16 protein-coding genes and 1 pseudogene are annotated in these 16,972 nt (G+C 64.1%); 8 read left to right on the top strand and 9 right to left on the bottom strand.

Annotated features, from left to right (window positions below):
• Positions 1 to 42: 42 nt before the first annotated feature.
• Positions 43 to 468 (top strand): phage holin family protein, encoded by a 426-nt coding sequence (locus tag ACXMDM_RS04200; RefSeq protein ID WP_071800725.1) that lies wholly within the window; start codon positions 43 to 45, stop codon positions 466 to 468.
• A gap of 55 nt (positions 469 to 523) precedes the next feature.
• Positions 524 to 2,530 carry an excinuclease ABC subunit UvrB gene (gene uvrB / locus ACXMDM_RS04195; RefSeq protein ID WP_071800724.1) on the top strand — a complete coding sequence of 669 codons (2,007 nt, stop codon included), beginning with the start codon at positions 524 to 526 and terminating at the stop codon, positions 2,528 to 2,530.
• Between the two features lie 33 nt (positions 2,531 to 2,563).
• On the opposite strand, the gene ACXMDM_RS04190 is transcribed toward uvrB, so the two are convergent.
• The 3 genes from ACXMDM_RS04190 to holA are packed head-to-tail and all read right to left on the bottom strand — an operon-like array spanning position 2,564 to position 6,705.
• Positions 2,564 to 3,898: a sugar transferase gene (locus ACXMDM_RS04190; protein ID WP_071800723.1), complete on the bottom strand. Its 1,335-nt coding sequence runs from the start codon at positions 3,896 to 3,898 to the stop codon at positions 2,564 to 2,566.
• Entirely contained in the window at positions 3,899 to 5,701 is a 1,803-nt protein-coding gene (locus ACXMDM_RS04185) for an aspartate kinase (RefSeq protein ID WP_071800722.1), read from the bottom strand.
• Positions 5,702 to 5,736: 35 nt separating this feature from the next.
• Complete coding sequence (holA, locus tag ACXMDM_RS04180; RefSeq protein ID WP_071800721.1) at positions 5,737 to 6,705, bottom strand: DNA polymerase III subunit delta; 969 nt, start codon at positions 6,703 to 6,705, stop codon at positions 5,737 to 5,739.
• Between the two features lie 11 nt (positions 6,706 to 6,716).
• Here holA and ACXMDM_RS04175 point away from each other — a divergent pair, with 11 nt between their 5' ends.
• A complete protein-coding gene (locus tag ACXMDM_RS04175; RefSeq protein WP_071800720.1) occupies positions 6,717 to 7,346 on the top strand; it encodes a precorrin-8X methylmutase in 630 nt (209 codons plus the stop codon).
• Here ACXMDM_RS04175 and mutS read toward each other — a convergent pair.
• The 3 genes from mutS to ACXMDM_RS04160 form a co-directional block, all read right to left on the bottom strand.
• On the bottom strand, positions 7,297 to 10,119 hold the full coding sequence (gene mutS, locus ACXMDM_RS04170; RefSeq protein WP_083544635.1) for a DNA mismatch repair protein MutS: 2,823 nt from the start codon (positions 10,117 to 10,119) through the stop codon (positions 7,297 to 7,299). The two genes, ACXMDM_RS04175 and mutS, sit on opposite strands and share 50 nt — an antisense overlap.
• Positions 10,120 to 10,187: 68 nt before the next feature.
• Positions 10,188 to 10,562, bottom strand: coding sequence for a type II toxin-antitoxin system VapC family toxin (locus ACXMDM_RS04165; protein WP_071802076.1), 375 nt, complete (start codon positions 10,560 to 10,562; stop codon positions 10,188 to 10,190).
• Between the two features lie 11 nt (positions 10,563 to 10,573).
• Positions 10,574 to 10,777, bottom strand: a complete 204-nt coding sequence (locus ACXMDM_RS04160) for an AbrB/MazE/SpoVT family DNA-binding domain-containing protein (RefSeq protein WP_071800719.1) — start codon at positions 10,775 to 10,777, stop codon at positions 10,574 to 10,576.
• Positions 10,778 to 10,918: 141 nt separating this feature from the next.
• On the opposite strand from ACXMDM_RS04160, the gene psbZ reads away from it, so the two are divergent.
• Together psbZ and ribH are read left to right on the top strand one after the other, a co-directional pair.
• Positions 10,919 to 11,107, top strand: coding sequence for a photosystem II reaction center protein PsbZ (gene psbZ / locus ACXMDM_RS04155; protein WP_071800718.1), 189 nt, complete (start codon positions 10,919 to 10,921; stop codon positions 11,105 to 11,107).
• Between the two features lie 6 nt (positions 11,108 to 11,113).
• Positions 11,114 to 11,593: a 6,7-dimethyl-8-ribityllumazine synthase gene (gene ribH / locus ACXMDM_RS04150; protein WP_071800717.1), complete on the top strand. Its 480-nt coding sequence runs from the start codon at positions 11,114 to 11,116 to the stop codon at positions 11,591 to 11,593.
• Between the two features lie 133 nt (positions 11,594 to 11,726).
• On the opposite strand, the gene ACXMDM_RS04145 is transcribed toward ribH, so the two are convergent.
• Entirely contained in the window at positions 11,727 to 12,440 is a 714-nt protein-coding gene (locus tag ACXMDM_RS04145) for an IS66 family transposase (RefSeq protein ID WP_499570144.1), read from the bottom strand.
• Positions 12,441 to 12,570: 130 nt separating this feature from the next.
• Here ACXMDM_RS04145 and ACXMDM_RS04140 point away from each other — a divergent pair.
• A pseudogene (locus ACXMDM_RS04140) lies at positions 12,571 to 13,637 on the top strand (ISAs1 family transposase).
• On the opposite strand, the gene ACXMDM_RS04135 reads toward ACXMDM_RS04140, so the two are convergent.
• A complete protein-coding gene (locus ACXMDM_RS04135; RefSeq protein ID WP_259723277.1) occupies positions 13,615 to 14,166 on the bottom strand; it encodes an IS66 family transposase zinc-finger binding domain-containing protein in 552 nt (183 codons plus the stop codon). The pseudogene ACXMDM_RS04140 and the gene ACXMDM_RS04135 sit on opposite strands and share 23 nt — an antisense overlap.
• Before the next feature lie 99 nt (positions 14,167 to 14,265).
• Positions 14,266 to 14,451, bottom strand: a complete 186-nt coding sequence (locus ACXMDM_RS04130; RefSeq protein ID WP_083544458.1) for a DUF6444 domain-containing protein — start codon at positions 14,449 to 14,451, stop codon at positions 14,266 to 14,268.
• A gap of 458 nt (positions 14,452 to 14,909) precedes the next feature.
• On the opposite strand from ACXMDM_RS04130, the gene ACXMDM_RS04125 reads away from it, so the two are divergent.
• The gene (locus ACXMDM_RS04125; RefSeq protein ID WP_205526818.1) at positions 14,910 to 15,695 is read left to right on the top strand and encodes an ABC transporter permease; all 786 of its coding nucleotides are present in this window, start codon (positions 14,910 to 14,912) and stop codon (positions 15,693 to 15,695) included.
• Positions 15,695 to 16,936, top strand: a complete 1,242-nt coding sequence (locus ACXMDM_RS04120; protein WP_071800715.1) for an ABC transporter ATP-binding protein — start codon at positions 15,695 to 15,697, stop codon at positions 16,934 to 16,936. The genes ACXMDM_RS04125 and ACXMDM_RS04120 overlap by 1 nt, the downstream gene beginning before the upstream one ends.
• The last annotated feature ends 36 nt before the right edge of the window (positions 16,937 to 16,972 follow it).

Genomic DNA, 16,972 nt, shown 5'->3' with positions numbered 1-16,972 from the left:
GCCCTTCGCTGCCTACGGTTACAGCGTTGCTTTCCCTGATCCATGGGTGCTTTCATCTGGCTGCTGCAATGGCCGATCCGGGCCGTGGTGCTGTTGATCGTCGCGGCCCTGCCCCTCGGCGTGGTCATGGCGAACTTCGGCACGGCGTTGCTCTCGGCGGTCGTGATCGGCCTGCTGGGCACGTTGCTGATCTTTCCGCTGCGGCTCCTGCTCGGGCCGATCTGGGCTGTCACGTCGCTCGGTGGCCTGATCAGCCCGGTGTCGCTGTTGTTCAACTGGCTAATCACCATCGTGTTGTTCGCCCTGGCGGCCTGGCTGATCAAGGGCTTCCAGCTCAAGAACGGGCTGGTCAGCGCCATTCTCGGTGCCCTGGTGTACAGCGTTCTGAGCGCTCTGATCCTGCGACTGCTCGGTTTGGATGTGGGCCTGACCCGGGCCATGACCCTGGTGAGCGGCGGTGTGGCCTGAACCCTCCGTAGACTGATTGCCCCATTCTCCAGGCTCCGCCTGATTTCCCACGGGCATGGCCCGATTCGATCTTCAGGCGCCCTACGTACCGAAAGGCGACCAACCCTCCGCCATCGCCGCTCTCACCAAGGGAGTGGATGGTGGGGAGCGCTTCCAGACCTTGTTGGGTGCCACCGGCACCGGCAAGACCTTTTCGATCGCCAATGTGATCGAGCGCACGGGGCGGCCAGCTCTGGTTCTCGCCCATAACAAAACACTGGCGGCCCAGCTCTGTAACGAGCTGCGGGAATTCTTCCCGAACAACGCCGTCGAATATTTCATCTCCTACTACGACTATTACCAGCCCGAGGCCTATGTGCCGGTCTCGGACACCTACATCGCCAAGACGGCCTCGATCAACGAAGAGATCGACATGCTGCGTCACTCGGCCACCCGCTCCCTGTTCGAGCGGCGGGACGTGATTGTGGTGGCCTCGATCAGCTGCATCTACGGGCTCGGCATCCCCTCGGAATACCTCAAGGCCGCCGTCAAGTTTCAGGTGGGCGAGAGCCTCGATCTGCGCGGCTCCCTGCGGGAGTTGGTGAATAACCAGTATTCGCGCAATGATATCGACGTGAGCCGAGGTCGCTTCCGTATCAAGGGCGATGTGCTCGAGATCGGCCCCGCCTATGAAGACCGATTGGTGCGAATCGAACTGTTCGGTGATGAGGTGGAGGCGATCCGTTATGTGGATCCCACCACCGGTGAGATTCTCCAGAGCCTGGAGACGGTGAACATCTATCCGGCCAAACACTTCGTTACACCCAAAGACCGACTGGAAGGCGCCATCGCCGCTATCCGGGAAGAACTGAAGCAACGACTCGACGTCCTCAACAGCCAGGGCCAGCTGCTTGAAGCCCAGCGGCTGGAGCAGCGCACCGCCTACGACCTGGAGATGCTCAAGGAGGTGGGCTACTGCAACGGGGTTGAGAACTATGCCCGCCACCTGGCCGGCCGCCAAGCGGGAACTCCGCCGGAATGCCTGATCGACTACTTCCCCGATGACTGGCTGCTGGTGGTGGACGAAAGCCACGTCACCTGTTCCCAGTTGCACGCCATGTACAACGGCGACCAGGCCCGCAAGAAGGTGCTGATCGACCACGGCTTCCGGCTGCCCAGCGCCGCCGACAACCGGCCGCTCAAGGCCGAGGAATTCTGGGAAAAAGCCCACCAGACGATCTTCGTCTCGGCCACCCCAGGCACCTGGGAGCTGGAGCAGAGTGTTGGCCAGGTGGCCCAGCAGGTGATCCGTCCGACGGGCGTGCTCGATCCGGTTGTGGAGGTGCGCCCCAGTGCGGGCCAGGTCGACGACCTGCTCGGGGAGATCCGGGTTCGGGCCGAGCGCCAGGAACGCTGCTTGATCACCACCCTCACCAAGCGGATGGCCGAGGATCTCACCGATTACCTGGCCGAGAATGGGGTGCGAGTCCGCTATTTGCACTCGGAGATCCACTCGATCGAGCGGATTGAAATCATTCAGGATCTCCGCAATGGCCTCTTTGATGCCCTTATTGGTGTCAACCTGCTACGCGAAGGCCTCGACCTGCCGGAGGTTTCTCTGGTGGCCATTCTCGATGCGGACAAGGAAGGATTCCTGCGGGCCGAGCGCTCCTTGATTCAGACGATCGGCCGGGCCGCCCGCCATGTGGATGGCAGAGCCCTGCTCTACGCCGACAACCTCACGGACTCGATGGCCAAAGCCATCTCCGAAACGGAACGGCGCCGGGTCATCCAGCAAACATATAACGAAACGCACGGAATCACCCCCTCTCCGGCCGGCAAGCGGGCCGGCAACTCGATCCTCTCCTCTCTTGAGTTCAGCCGCCGGCTCAACGATGACATCCCGGAGGTGGTTGACGATTGGGCCTTGTACAGGGATGTGCCCCTCGACGCCTTACCGGAAGTGATCCTCGAGCTCGAAGACAAGATGAAAGTGGCGGCCAAGAATCTTGAATTTGAAGAGGCCGGCAACCTGCGTGACCGCATCAAGAAACTGCGCCAGAAGCTGGTGGGCCGTCACTGAAGTGATCACTCAGAAGAGCAGTGCAAGCAATGCCTAACGGCCCGCAGCTTTAAGTACGATCTTGATTGTTTTGAACAGGATCAACAGATCCAGCCAGATGTTGCTGTTGCGCAGATAGAAGAGGTCATAGCTGAGTTTCAGGGCGGCATCTTCCACTGAGGATGTGTAAGGCATGTTCACCTGAGCCCAGCCGCTCAGCCCAGGCAGGGCCCAGTGCCGCAGCCGGTAATGGGGGATGCGACGCTCCAGTTCCTCCTCCAGTTCCGGGCGCTCCGGCCGCGGCCCGATCAGGCTCATCTCGCCGCGCAACACGTTGAGAAGTTGGGGCAGTTCATCGAGGCGGGTGCGTCGCAGCCAGCTGCCCACCGCTGTGATGCGCTGATCGTTGGGCTGCGACCAGACGGCCTGGGCAACTTCCGCATCCGAGATCATCGTGCGCAGTTTGATCACCATGAAGGGCTGTCCGAGGAAGCCGCTGCGGCACTGGCGATAAAGGATCGGGCCCCCATCCCCGAGCTTGATCAGCAGGGCCGCCACAACCAACAACGGTGCGCTGAACAGCAGCAACAGCAGGCTGATCAACACATCGGCGTAGCGCTTGAGCTGGTGCTCAAAGCCGAAGCGGCTGGCTTCGATCCGAGCAGCGAACAGCAGCCACTGGGAACCCACCCACTGGGGAGGGATGCGTTGCAGCTCCCGCTCAGCCAGCTGGGCCAGTGTGGTGACCGACCATCCGCGCCCCACCAATGCCTCCACATCGGCCTGGAGATTCGCCTGGGCGAGCACCCCCGGGCTGAAGGCCACTCCGGCCGGAACCCGGCCCTGGCCTGCCAGGGCCTCTGGCATCGACAGGGAGGCCGGCAGGCTTTCGATCAATGGCAGTGGCTGGGGGCCGAGGCGCCGCCATTCGCAGCCAACCGGGGCCTTCTCCTCCGCCAGGGCCAGCACAAGCCAGGACCCATCGCCGTTGGTCTGCGACAGCCGCCGAATCCACAGCCTCACCCCGGCGCTCCAGAGGCCGGCTAAGGCGAACAAGGGGATCAGGCTGCCCCGATGCAACAGGGTGATCGCAGGCGGGGCCTGGAGCAACCAGCCCAGCACTGCCGCCGCCAGCACCGTGCCGAGGCAGGCTATCCCCACCCTGATCACAAGCTGACTCCAGCGCAGCCGGGCCTGCTTGAGCAGGGTGTAAGAGCCGAGCAACCAGCCCAGGGTCCAATAGATCGCCACGATCAGCAGCAGCAGGCCAAGTTGTTGTTCGATCTGGCCGCTGCGGGCCCGATCGATCCAAACGGCCAACAGGCTGACCCCGAGGGCGTCGAGACTCGCGGCCAGGGCGAGCAAGCGGCGGTGGCGCAGCCAGTGCATCTAACAGGCCGCCTCAACGCAGGCCGCATCCAAACCGAAGCAGGCGTGCACGGCCTGCAGGGCGCGAACCCCATCGGCCTCGCCCACCACACAGCTGGTGCGGATCTCGCTGGTGGCGATCATCTCGATGTTCACCCCCGCTTCAGCCAGGGCGCGGAACATGCGCGCGGCGGTGCCAGGAGTGCAGGGCATGCCGGCACCGACCGCACTCACCCTGGCAATGGCGATCCCCTCCTCAAAGCTGGCGGCAGGCCACTGCATCAGCAGCGGCTGCAGCGCCAGGCTGGCTCTGCCGAGGTCGTCGCGGCGCAGGGTGAAGCTCATGTCGCGGCGCAGGGCCGGGCCGGTCTCACAACTGTGGGTGCGCTCCGACTGCACGATCGTGTCAAGGCTGATGCCGGCATCGGCCAGGGCGCGGCAGACGGCGGCGGCACTGCCGGGGCGATCGGGCACCTGGCGCACGACCACCTGGGCCTGGTGGCGGTCGAGGGCGACACCGCGCACGGCGGGATCACCGAGGTTGCAGGGGACCGGGTTCTGGCGGAGCTGCTGATCCTGCAGCTCAAACACCTCGGCGGTGGCCCGCAGGGCCTTGAAGGCCTGGCTGCCCTCCAGCACACAACTCACCTTCACTTCGCTGGTGGCGATCAGGCGCAGGTTGATCCCGTAGCGGGCCAGGGTGTCGAACAGGCGGGCGGCGACACCAGGCCGTCCCATGATTCCTGCCCCGGAGATGCTCAGCTTGGCCAGCCCAGCCTGGCTGGTCAGGGCCGTCTGATCGGCCCCCAGCTCTGCCAGCAAGCTGCGGCAAACGGCTGTGGCCGCCTCCAGCTGGTCTTCACTGACGGTGAAGGCGATGTCATTGGTGGCGCCTGAGTGGGTGGCCTGGACGATCAAATCGACGTTCAGACCGGCGTTTGAGAGGGCTTCGAACAGCAGGGCCGCCACGCCGGGGCGATCGGGCACGTAGGTGAGGGCGACCACGGCCTGGTGATCCTCGAGTTCAGCCCCATCCACCGGCTTGCCCAGTTCCAGACCCCCACTGCCGATCGGTCGCGGCGAGCCGCTGGTCAGGCGGGTGCCGGCGGCCTCACTCCAGCTGGAGCGCACCACCAGCGGCACGCCGTAGTTGCGAGCGATCTCCACGGCGCGGGGATGGAGAACGGCCGCCCCGAGGCTGGCCAACTCCAGCATCTCGTTGCAGCTGACCGTCTCCATCAGCTGGGCCCCGGCCACCTGGCGGGGATCGGTGCTGAGCACCCCGGCCACATCGGTGTAGATCTCGCAGGCCTCCGCCCCCATCGCCGCCGCCAGGGCCACGGCCGAGGTGTCCGATCCCCCCCGGCCCAGGGTGGTGATCTCCGGGGTGCCTGCACTGCCGCAGCTGGTGCCCTGGAAGCCGGCTACCACCACGACGCAGCCATCGTCGAGCAGTTTCCTGAGCCGATCGGTGCGGACTTCAAGGATGCGGGCGCGGCCGTGGGCCGACTCGGTGACAATCCCGACCTGGGTGCCGGTCATCGAGACCGCCGGCACCCCCAGGGCGTGGAGGGCCATCGCCAGTAGGGCAATCGAGACCTGCTCGCCGGTGGCCAGCAGCATGTCGAGCTCCCGCTGGGGTGGATCGGCATGGATGGCGTGCGCCAGGCCGGTGAGCTCATCGGTGGTGTGGCCCATCGCCGAGACGACAATCAGCAGGTCGTAACCCTGCTCGCGGCTGGCGGCAATGCGCCCGGCCACGGCCTGGATTCGCTCGATGCTGCCGAGGGAGGTCCCCCCGAACTTCTGAACCAGCAGGGCCATCCCGGTCTGCGCGCAACGCTGTCGTGAGGAGCTGATTATCGGGGGGCTGCCGCCAACAGCCCATCGCGGAAGGCGTCGCCAGGTTTGGCTCCCAGCTTCAGCGACGCCTCAATCTCCAGCAACTGGCCCAGCAGGGCCAGAAAAAGCTGGGCGGGCCGGCCGCGGATCTGTTTGCGCATCACGTAGATCCGCTTCGGGTTGCCGATGCCGGCGGCCCGGGCGATCACAGCCACGTCCTGCTCCCCCTGGGCCTCCAGCAGGCTCACCCAGAGCCAGCCGCGGATCTGGCTGGTGAGCGCCGCAACGATCCGCAGGGGGGGCTCCCCGGCCGTCACCAGGTGATCGAGCAGGGCGATCGCTTCGCCGAGATCGCCGCGCAGCAGGGCATCGCCCAGTTGCAGGCTGGTTGTGGCCTGGCTGCCCACCAGAGCCGCCACGGCGGCGCCATCAATCGGCCGCTGGCAGCAATAGAGCGCCAGCTTCTCCAGCTCGCTGGCGAGGCGGGCACTGTCACTGCCGATCGCCTCAGCCAGGGCCTCCAACGCCTCGGGGGTGAGGGCATGGCCGAGGCCCTGGGCCGTGCGCCGCACCAGGTCCAGCTGGCCACTGCCATCCCAGACCGCCGGCAGGGCAAAACTCTGCTCCTCGGCCACGGCCCGCAGGCTCTTGGTGGTGCGCAGCCGGGCATCCGGTTTGCCCGGGCTGACCAGCACCAGATGGGTGTGCTCGGGGATCAGCCCCAGGCTTTCCTCCAGGGGGCCAGCCAGATCGGCAGGGCAGGCGCTGCAGAAGGGACTGCGCTGCAGCACCACCACCCGGTGACCGCCACCGAGGGGCGGCGTGCGCGCCTCACTGAGGGCCTGCGCCGCCTGGGCCCCATCGTTGCCATCGAGCCTGGTCAGGTTGATGCTCTGCCAGCTGGATTCCACCACCGCCGTGATCAGGGCGTCGACGGCCCGCTGCCGGCCGGCCTCGTCGTCTCCCCAGTAGAGATGGATCGGCATCAGGGCAGGCCGTGGATCACCCGATCTTCACCGAAAGCGTGCGGCACATCCGCCAATGCCTGGGGCCGACCGGCCTCGATGGGGTGCACCAGGACGTGCTGGAGCGGCTGGTGCACAGCAGCGGCGACCTGACCCTTGGCCCAGCGCTGCGCTTCAGCCCCGGTGCGTGTGAGGCGGGCATGGACGCCCTGGCGGCCGGGGCCGTGATCCTCACCGACACCGCCATGGCAGCGGCGGCCGTGAGGCCGATGGCCGGGCGCACCTTCGCCAACCCCGTGCACTCCATCCTCGACTGGGCCCCCGCCCTGGCGCCGGAGGGGGGCACCCGCAGCGCCGAGGGCATGGCGGCGGCGCTGGCTGCACATCCACGGGCGGTGGTGCTGATCGGCAGCGCCCCCACCGCCCTGGAGCGCTTGCTGCAGCTGATCGCCGGGCCTGCCGCCAGGGGGGAGGCAGTTCCGCCCCTGGTGATCGGCATGCCGGTGGGGTTCGTGGGGGTGGAGCGCAGCAAGCGTCACCTGGCCGAGAGCGGCCTGAGCCAGATCCGGCTGGAGGGCAGCAGGGGCGGCGCCGGCCTCGCTGCTGCGGCCGTCAATGCCCTGCTGCGGCGAGCCTGGCTGGATCTGGATCGTTCGGCTTAAGGGGCTCAACCTCGGCCATTGAGGGTTCAGCCGCGCTCTGCAGGCCCACGGCCACATGGCTGTTGGCCTCGATCCGGCCGAGCACCTGGCGGGCACGGCGCACCACCGGCGCCGGCACCCCGGCCAGGCGGGCGGCTTCGATGCCATAACTGCGGCTGGCCCCGCCGGGGCGCACCTGGTGCAGGAACACCAGCCTGTCGCCGGTTTCCTCCACAATCACCTGGAAATTGGCCACGTTGGGGAGCAGGGAGGCCAGCTCATTGAGTTCGTGGTAGTGGGTGGCGAACACCGCCCGGGCCCGCAAGCCCTCAGCCAGGTGTTCGGCCACCGCCCAGGCGATCGAGAGGCCATCGAAGGTGGCGGTGCCGCGGCCGATCTCATCGAGCAGCACCAGGGAGCGGTCGGAGGCGTGGTGCAGGATGTTGGCCGTTTCAGCCATTTCCACCATGAAGGTGGACTGGCCGGCGGCCAGATCATCGACGGCACCCACCCGGGTGAAGATCCGGTCGCAGAGACCCAGCCGGGCGGAGCGGGCCGGAATCCAGCTGCCGATCTGGGCCATCAGCTGCAGCAGGCCCGTCTGGCGCAGATAGCAGCTCTTGCCACTGGCGTTCGGCCCCGTGAGCACCATCAGGTCGGGCTGGCCGGGCGTACCGAGATGGATGTCGTTGGCGGCGAAGGGCTCGGCCACCAGCAGCTGCTCCACCACCGGGTGGCGACCGGCCTCAATGAACAGGCCGCGGTCATCACTGAGCTCGGGGCAGCAGTAGCCGCCGAGGGCCGCCACCTCGGCCAGTGAGGCGAGCGCATCGAGGGCCGCGACCCGGCGGGCACAGGCCCGGATCGGGGCGGCCTGCTCGCCCACCAGCGCCCGCAACTGGGTGAACAGCTCGTATTCACGGCCGGCGGCGCGGGCGCGCAGCTGCAGGATCTTCGCTTCGCGGGCCTTGAGCTCGGGCGTGATGAAGCGCTCCTCGTTGGCCAGCGTCTGGCGCCGGATCCAGTGGCCGGGAACGGTGGCGGCCTTGGCCCGGCTCACCGAAAGGAACGTGCCGAAGGTGCGGTGGAACTGCAGGCGCAGGGAGGGGATGCCGCTGGCCAGGCGCTCCTGGGCCTCCTGCTCAGCCAGCCAGGCCTGGTGATCGTCGAGGCGGTTGCGCAGGCCATCGAGCGTCTGGTCGACGCCGTCATGGATCAGGCCACCCTCCGAGAGGCTTAGCGGCGCCGGATCCTGGAGGCTATGGCGCAGGCTGGCGGCCAGTTCAGCCAGCTCGGGGGCCGCTTGGTGGAGCGCCCGCAGCGGGGGGCTGTCCGCCGCTTCCAGCAGCGAGCCCAGCTGGGGCAGCCGCTCCAGGCCATCGGCCAGGGCCACCAGATCCCGGGCTGAGGCGCTGCCCGCCCCGGCACGGCCTGCCAGCCGCTCCAGATCCCCCATCGGCCGCAGCAGGCGGCGCAGGGCCTGACGCAGGGGACGCTGGGCCACCAGGGCAGAGACGGCCTCCTGGCGGGCACGGATCGGCTCCAAAGCCCGCAGCGGCTGCTCGATCCAGCGGCGCAGGGCCCGCCCGCCCATGGCGGTCATGGTGCGATCCAACGACCAGAGCAGGGAGCCCTGCAGCTGGCCGTCCCGCTGGGTGCGGGTGAGCTCCAGGTTGCGGCGGGTCTGGGCATCGAGCACCAGCTGATCGCCAGCAAACGTGAGCGTGGGGGGATCAAGCGGCACCACCACGGCGCGGCGGCCATCAGCCCGATCCGCTCTTTCGCCCGGCTCGCCACCCTGGCCTGGCTGGGTGTCATCGAGGTAGCGAAGCAAACCGCCGGCCGCCCGCAGCGCCAGTGGCGCTTCGCCCAGGCCCAGGCCATCGAGACTGGCCAGCTCAAAGCGCTCCAGCAGGGTGCGGCGGGCCTCCGGCGCTGAAAACGGCGTGAGCGGCAGGCGGGTGAGGTGGAGAGCGTCAGGGCACCAGCTGGGAGAGGCCGCTTCTACGGCCGGCCAGAGCAGCTCAGCGGCCTCCAGCTGCAGCAGCTCCTGGTAGAGGCTGTCGCTGCCCACCCGCTCGCTGACCCTGAATTCGCCGGTGCTGACATCGGCGATCGCCAGGCCCCAGTGGCCCTGCTCGACCACCGCCGCCGCCAGCCAGTTGTTGCGACGGGCGGCCAGCATGCCCTCCTCCAGCACGGTGCCGGGGGTGATCACCCGGGTGATGTCCCGCTTGAGCAGGCTGCCCTTGGCGGCCACCGCTTCGAGTTGGTCGCAGAGGGCGATGCTCAGGCCATGGCGCACCAGCTCGGTGCAATAGCGCTCGGCGGCGTGGTGAGGGATGCCGGCCATCGGCACGCGGCCGATCCCCTTGCCCGCCTCCTTGCCGGTGAGGGTCAGCTCCAGCAGGCGCGAGAGCAGCAGGGCGTCCTCGAAAAAGAACTCAAAGAAATCCCCCAGGCGGTAGAGCAGCACCCGATCGGGGTGGGCCGCCTTGAGCGATACGTAGTGGCGCAGCATCGGCGGCAGGGCCGCCGGATCCAACAGGCTGTGGTGGTGCCAACGGGGCAGTTCGGATCCATCGGCGGCGCTGGTTTCCGTTGGGCTCGCCTCGGGCCTGACCTGGCGCTGACGGGGCCTGGCGGCAGCCTGGGAGATCAGGGCTGTGTCGTCGAGCCCGGTTTCATCTGGATCAGCTTCTCCTGGATCGGCCCCGGCAGGAGCTTGGGGTGATCGATCCGTGGAGGCATCGGCAGGGCCGAACAGACATCCCTGCAGCGTCGGGGCGGCCATCAGCGAAAGCTGTTCCTGGGCTTCCCCCGCCACGCTTCCCCTGCAGCACGTCCCCGATCGTAGGAGGCTCAGCCCGCGACCTTGGGCAGCCAGCGCACCCCGGCAAGCCCCTGAAAATCCGAGTCTTGGGTGATCAAGAGGGCGCCAAAGGCCTGTGCGGTGGCAAGCATCAGGCTGTCGGCCATGGGCAACTTGAGCTCCAGGCTCAGTTGGGCCCCATGGAGGGCGATTTCGGGGCTCAAGCCCACCACCTCAGCGCCCTGCATCAAAGCGATGGCCTGCAGGGCTGGGCCTTCGCCATGCTCACGCAGGATCCACTTGAACACCTCAAACAGGCTGATGGTGGGCACCACCAAGCGCTCCGGCTGCTCGATGGCTTCGGCGAAGGGGTCAGCGTTGGGGCCATCCGTGAAGAACTCGATCCAGCCTGAGGAATCCACCACGAGCCTTTCACTCACAGCCGATCGGGCTCCCGCTCAAAGCTGTTCGCCCCCTTGAGGAAGCCGCGCAGGGCCGAGGCAGCCTGCAGGGGCAGGAGCTCAATGCGATCGGGCAGACAGATCAGCTGAAGCACCTGGCCTGGTTTCAGGTCGTAGAGCTGACGCACCGCCTTGGGCAACACCACCTGGAACTTGGAAGAGACTGTCGTCGTCGCCATTCCACAACAAAGTTATCGATGAGGCAATCGTAAGACGAGGGTCACCTCCCGACAAGTTGTGAAGGATCCAAGGGCGCCTTCCAGGCAGCCAGAGACGCCGTGGGACAATCCATTTCTGCCCGCCCAGGCCCCGCAGATTCCATGCAGATTCTCAACACCCTCACCGTTCTGGCCCTGGTGGTGATGTCGTTCGCCCTGGTGGTGGCCGTGCCCGTGCTCTACGCCAGCACCGACGACAGCGGCCGCTCCAACCGCCTGATCCTGCTCGGAGGAGCAACCTGGCTGGTCCTCGTTCTGCTCAACTGGGGCATGAGCTACTTCGTGGTCTGAGTTCCATTGGCGGTTTTTGAAGGACGGTTCACCGAGGTCAGTGACCTTCAGATTGCCGTGGTTGTTGGTCGTTTCAACGACCTGGTCACAGGCAAGCTTTTGAGCGCCTGCCTGGATGCCCTCTCGCGGCACGGGATCGATGTGACTCCCAGCAGCAGCCAGCTCGACCTGGCCTGGGTACCCGGCAGCTTTGAGATTCCCCTGGTCGCCCAGCGCCTCGCTGCCACTGGCCGCTATCAGGTGCTGATCACCCTGGGGGCCGTGATCCGAGGCGACACCCCCCACTTCGACTACGTCTGCGCCGAGGTGAGCAAGGGAGTGGCGAGCGTGGCCCGCGACACGGGCGTGCCGGTGATCTTCGGCGTTCTGACCACCGACACCATGCAGCAGGCACTGGAGCGGGCCGGCATCAAGAGCAACATGGGCTGGAGCTACGCGCTGCAGGCGCTGGAGATGGGGAGTTTGATGGGGGTGTTGCCGGGCTAACAGGCGCCAGTGCCTCACTTGGCTTTTAGTAAGACTTCAAGTACCGATTCAGGGGTCGGGAAGCCGATGGCGCCAATCGTCCTGATCCCGCAGCGCTGAGCAACCAAGGACTTGAGGCTGTGAGCTGAGCGGCTCAGGTATTGGGCAGGAGTGATGGCATTAGTCCGCCGCGGTGGTGGGCAATCCAGGCCTGCTCCAGAAACTGCCAGACATCACGGCCTTGCTGGCGCAGAGTGGTGGTCACCGTGAGCAATCGGCTGCGGCAGATGGCGCCGCTGGTCGACTGGACACCGTGACTGATTTTGCGCTGAATCACCGACTGGCGTAGGGCCCTTTCGGCGGCGTTGTTGGTGGGTTCCACGCCAGGGTGCTCCAGGAAGGTCCAGAGGGCATCGCTGCGTTGCAGCAGTTGCTGGCAGGTGCGAACGGTCTGGGCCCATGGCGTTCGCTCGCCGCGTTGGTATCCCAGCTCCACCACCTGCTGCAGCGTGGCCTCAAATGCCTGTCGGATTGGCCGGCAGTTCTTTTGGAGTTGCGGCCAGTCGATCGCGGCGTCCTTCCAGCGGTGCCACTGCCCAAACAGCTGCTGCTGCAGGCTTAGCAGCTCCGCTCCGATCTCACCGCTGGCGCCTGTGCGTTCGGCGATAGCGGTGAGATCACGGATTAGGTGCGCCCAGCACAGCTGGCGTTGCCCCAGTGGCAGATGGTTGTAGGCAGAGAACCGATCACTCACCACGATTCCGCCAAAAGAGTCCCCCAACAGCTCCGTGGCCGCTGCAGCCGAGCGGCTCAGGCCCTGCAGGAACACCGTTGCCACCGGGGTCAGGGCTGATTGAAAGTCTGTCACAAGCGAGCTTGGCGTTGCTGCGAGCATTGGGTTTGGTCGGCGGGAATGGATCCCTTCTTTGCCAGAACCCTCTCCTGCTAATGCCTCTGCCGACCTGATCAGCTTTCTGCAGGCGATCCCAGAGGGACGGATGCGTCGTGGGGTGCGCTTCCCCCAGTGGTTTCTGCTCCTGGTGGCGGTCCTCGGGATCTTGAGTGGCTGCCAGAGCCTGCGGGATCTGGAGCGCTTTGCCCTCCGCCATCACGCTGCGCTGAACCAGGCGTTGGGTCTTGAGCTCAGGCGGCCACCCACTGATTCCACCTTCCGCTATCTGTTCCTGCAGGTTGATGTGGCCGAGATCTGCCGGCAGCTGCAGGGGTGGATGCTCGCCCAGATCCCAGGTGGTGCGATGGGTCTTGATCAGCTCGTGTGCGACGGCAAGACACTCCGCGGCTCGATTGTCCAGACCGACGGTGGCGGCGGTGCGTTCATTTCTCAGGTGACGCTCTACTCCAAGACCCTGGGTGTGGCCATTGCCCAGGCCACCTACGACACCCGTGAATCTCACGAGCGTGCCGTACTGCGGGAGCTGTTGGCCACGATGGATCTCGACGGCGTCTTGATCCAGGCCGACGCGCTTCATACCCAGAAACCGTTTTTCGGCAGCTCACGGAGCAGGGGGCCGACTTCCTCCTCACAGTGAAAGCAAACCAAAGGACCCTGCATCGCCAGATCGGCGAGCAGTTCCTCTACTCCCGCAAGATCCCTCTCACAGCAATGGTTTCTGAACGCAGCCATGGACGCGACACCACCTGGATACTCAGGGCCAAACAGGCTCCTGACTTCATCAACGAGGCCTGGCCCGGCAGTAGCTGGATTGTTGAACTTGTCGTCAGTGGCAAGCGTCATGGCAAGCCCTCCCTCCAGCGGCACCTTTTTCTCACCAGCCTGCGCACCACGCCAAAAGCCCTGCTGCAACTGGTGAGGGACCGCTGGTGCATTGAAAGCTGGCACTGGATCCGCGATACCCAGCTCCATGAAGATGAACACCGTTATGGCGGCCCCGGCGCTGCCGTGCTGGCCACGCTGAGGACCCTGGCCCTCAACCTGCTCGGGCTGCACGGCCACTACTCGGTGAGAGCTGGGCTGGCTGAGGTGGCCCACGACATCGCCAAGCTGCTCACAATGGCTGGGATCAGGCCAGGATGGGCGACTTGATCAGACTTTCAATCAGCCCTGCCACCGGGGTGACCATGACCCACTGCCAACCTCTGCGGCCATCGGGATTGCGGCCGTCGGCATTGCCTGTGGGGGCGCCGGTTTCATCGACGTAGGCCACCGGCTGCTGCCGAGCAGCTGCCAGCGCTTCTGCCACCGGTGGGGCCAGGGTTGGGCTCAGCCGCTGGCGGATCCCAGCAATCCCTGCGCGGCTGATCACCACCCCCAGCAGCTGATGGAGCAGCGCCTGGGTCTTGCTGAAACTCAACGGGAAAGCACTGCCAAACAGGCCCACCAGAGCACTCAGCCTTGGCCTATAACGGCTGCCCCCAACATGCGCCGGCAGGGTGGCACAGGTGCTGGTCGAGCAGTAGGGGCAGACCAGCCGGTGCAGCCGGTGCTCGATCACAAGCGGTGTGATCGGCGGGATCTCGATCACTTGATGGCGCAGCGGATCTGGACCCACACCGTCCAGCAGCTGCCCGCAACGGCGGCAGGCCTGGGGGTGGTACTCCAGCACTTCATCCACCCGCTCGATCGGCAGCAGCTCCGGCCCGGATCCGGGATGGCCCGGCTGGCCAGCCCGCTTGCGGCCACTGCCTTTACGGCGTTCAGACGGCTTAAAACCCTACCCGTCGCTGGAGGGTGGTTTGGAAGAGTTGCGAGACGTTCGCCCGATCCGGTCGCGCAGGCTGGCCAGTTCCGTCGCCAGGGCGGTGAGTTCAGCTCGGAGCTGTTCGTTCTCTTGGCGCAGCACTTGAATCTCCTGCTGTTGATGCAGGATCAGAAAACGGGCACTGGCCGGCCATGCCAACCAGTCCGCTTCTGAAATCCCGGCAGGAGGGGCTCTCGTCTCAGGCAGTCTCTACATGAGACACAACCGGCAATCAGGCCGCCGTCAGGGTCAGCCGTAGCGATGTTCGCTGTCACGACCACTGAATGGCTACAGCCCTACTTACTGCTAATTGTAATTGAGTTGAATCTATTCTGGCTCGTTCCGATCAGACCGAGCATCAAGGCCTTTCGATTCACAAGGATGCTTCTTTGTGACGCCCGGGGCCAAGGGAGTTATTGTATGATTAAGGGTGTGTGGATCAAGACAATCCAATGACCTAGATTGTCGATACTGCTTCCTATGGAGAATGTTAGTACCGCTCGCCCTTTTGCTTAAATTAGTTTGCACTCAAGCACTGCATTCGTTCCTTCGTAACAATGAGACGTCTTGCGACCATCATCTACCCATGTGCTATCGGAGGTTTTTGACTGATGCGATTGATCCGGGAACTCTGGGCCTACCGCGGATTCATCTCCAGCAGTGTGAAGCGAGAGTTTGAGAGCAAATACAAGAATTCGATCTTTGGCTTTGCGTGGAACGTGGTCAATCCTTTGGCCACGATCCTTGTTTATACTGTGATTTTTGCTCAAATCATGCGTACCAGGCTCCCAGGAGTTGACAATACATTTGGCTATAGCATCTTCCTTTGCGCCGGCGTTCTCTCCTGGGGCTTGTTTGCCGAGATCACGAGCCGGTCGCAAACGATGTTCATCGAACATGCGAATCTTCTGAAGAAGCTGAGATTTCCGCGCATCTGCTTACCAGCCGTGGTGGTTGCTAATGCTTTGCTAAATTTTACCATTATTTTTTCGTTGTTCACCGTTTTTCTGTTAATCAGCGGCAGTTTTCCTGGTTCGGCCTACTTGGCATTGTTTCCGCTGCTGGTTCTGCTGGTCGCTTTTTCGACAGGCTTGGGCATGGTGCTGGGGGTGCTCAACGTCTTTTTCCGGGATGTCGGCCAGGCCTTCGGTATCATTGTCACGTTCTGGTTCTGGCTGACGCCGATCGTTTATTCTCCCACCATCTTGCCGCCGTGGACGCAGTCATTGATGGCGTTCAATCCATTGGCCGCCTTCATTGGCGCGGTTCAGGGTGTGTTGGTGAGGGGAACATGGCCGGCTTGGAGCAGCCTGACCTATATGACGATATGCGCGTTTGCACTGTGTGCTGTCGGCTTACGCCTGTTCCGCAGACACTCGGGTGAAATGGTGGATGAACTGTAATGGGCACGATCACAGTTTCCCATCTAGGCAAGGCCTACAAGAAGTATCCCAGCCGCTGGGCTCGGCTGGCCGAGTGGATCAGTCCATTCCATCAGCGTCGCCACCACCTGCACTGGGTGTTGCAAGACATTGACTTCACAGTGAATCCCGGCGAGGCGGTGGGGATCATCGGCATCAACGGCGCGGGGAAAAGCACCCTGCTCAAGATGATCACTGGTACCACCCAGCCCACCACTGGCGGAGTGCACATTACCGGTCGTGTTGCGGCGATGCTTGAGCTCGGCATGGGCTTCCATCCCGATTTCACCGGCCGTCAGAATGCCTTCATGGCGGGCCAGCTCCTTGGCTACGGGGTCGATGAGATCGCCCATCTGATGCCGGAAATTGAGGCCTTTGCCGAAATCGGAGACTACATCGACCAGCCGGTGCGCGTTTACTCCAGCGGTATGCAAATGCGCTTGGCCTTCAGTGTCGCCACAGCCCATCGCCCTGATGTGTTGATCGTCGACGAAGCGCTGTCAGTGGGAGATGCCTATTTCCAACATAAGAGTTTTGCCCGCATTCGTGAGTTCCGTGAGCGGGGCACGACCTTGTTACTTGTCAGTCACGATAAAGGAGCTATTCAGGCTATTTGTGACCGAGCTATACTACTCAATTCTGGTAGATTGGTCAGGGAAGGGGAGCCGGAAGAAGTCATGGATTACTATAATGCCTTGCTGCTCAGCGTTGAGTCAGCCGCCAAAATTTCCCAGCAGGCTGGGAAAGATAACAAGATACAAATCATTTCGGGGACCGGCAAGGCTGAAGTTACGGATATTGCATTGTTCGACAGTGAGGGCTTGCGAGTTGACGTAGTTCGCGTCGGACAGCCGGTCTTACTTCGCATTGCAGTGCAGGTTCGGCAATACAATGAGCGCTTAGTTCTAGGCTTTGGTATCAAAGACAGACTCGGGCTAATGATCTACGGAACCAATACTGATTTACAAGGTCAAGCTGTTGAAAGCATATCACCCGATGGCATCGTTTACTTCGAAATCAGCTTTTTAATGCTTCTTGGACCTGGTACTTACTCTATTCACACGGCGCTTACCAGTTCAGGCACACACTTTGTTGACAACCATGAATGGCGTGAGCAAGCATTGCACTTTAGTGTCATTAATGTTGGAAAACCCCTTTTTGCAGGGTGTACTTGGCTAGATGCACGATTTGTTGTTCATTCACAGCAAGTGGAGCACCCGTGAGTCTTCTACAAGTAATTAATAACATATTAGGCCCTA

Source organism: Synechococcus sp. CS-603, from assembly GCF_977929215.1.
The sequence above is the reverse complement of the archived record's forward strand: the minus strand, read 5'-3'. Positions and strand labels throughout refer to the sequence as shown.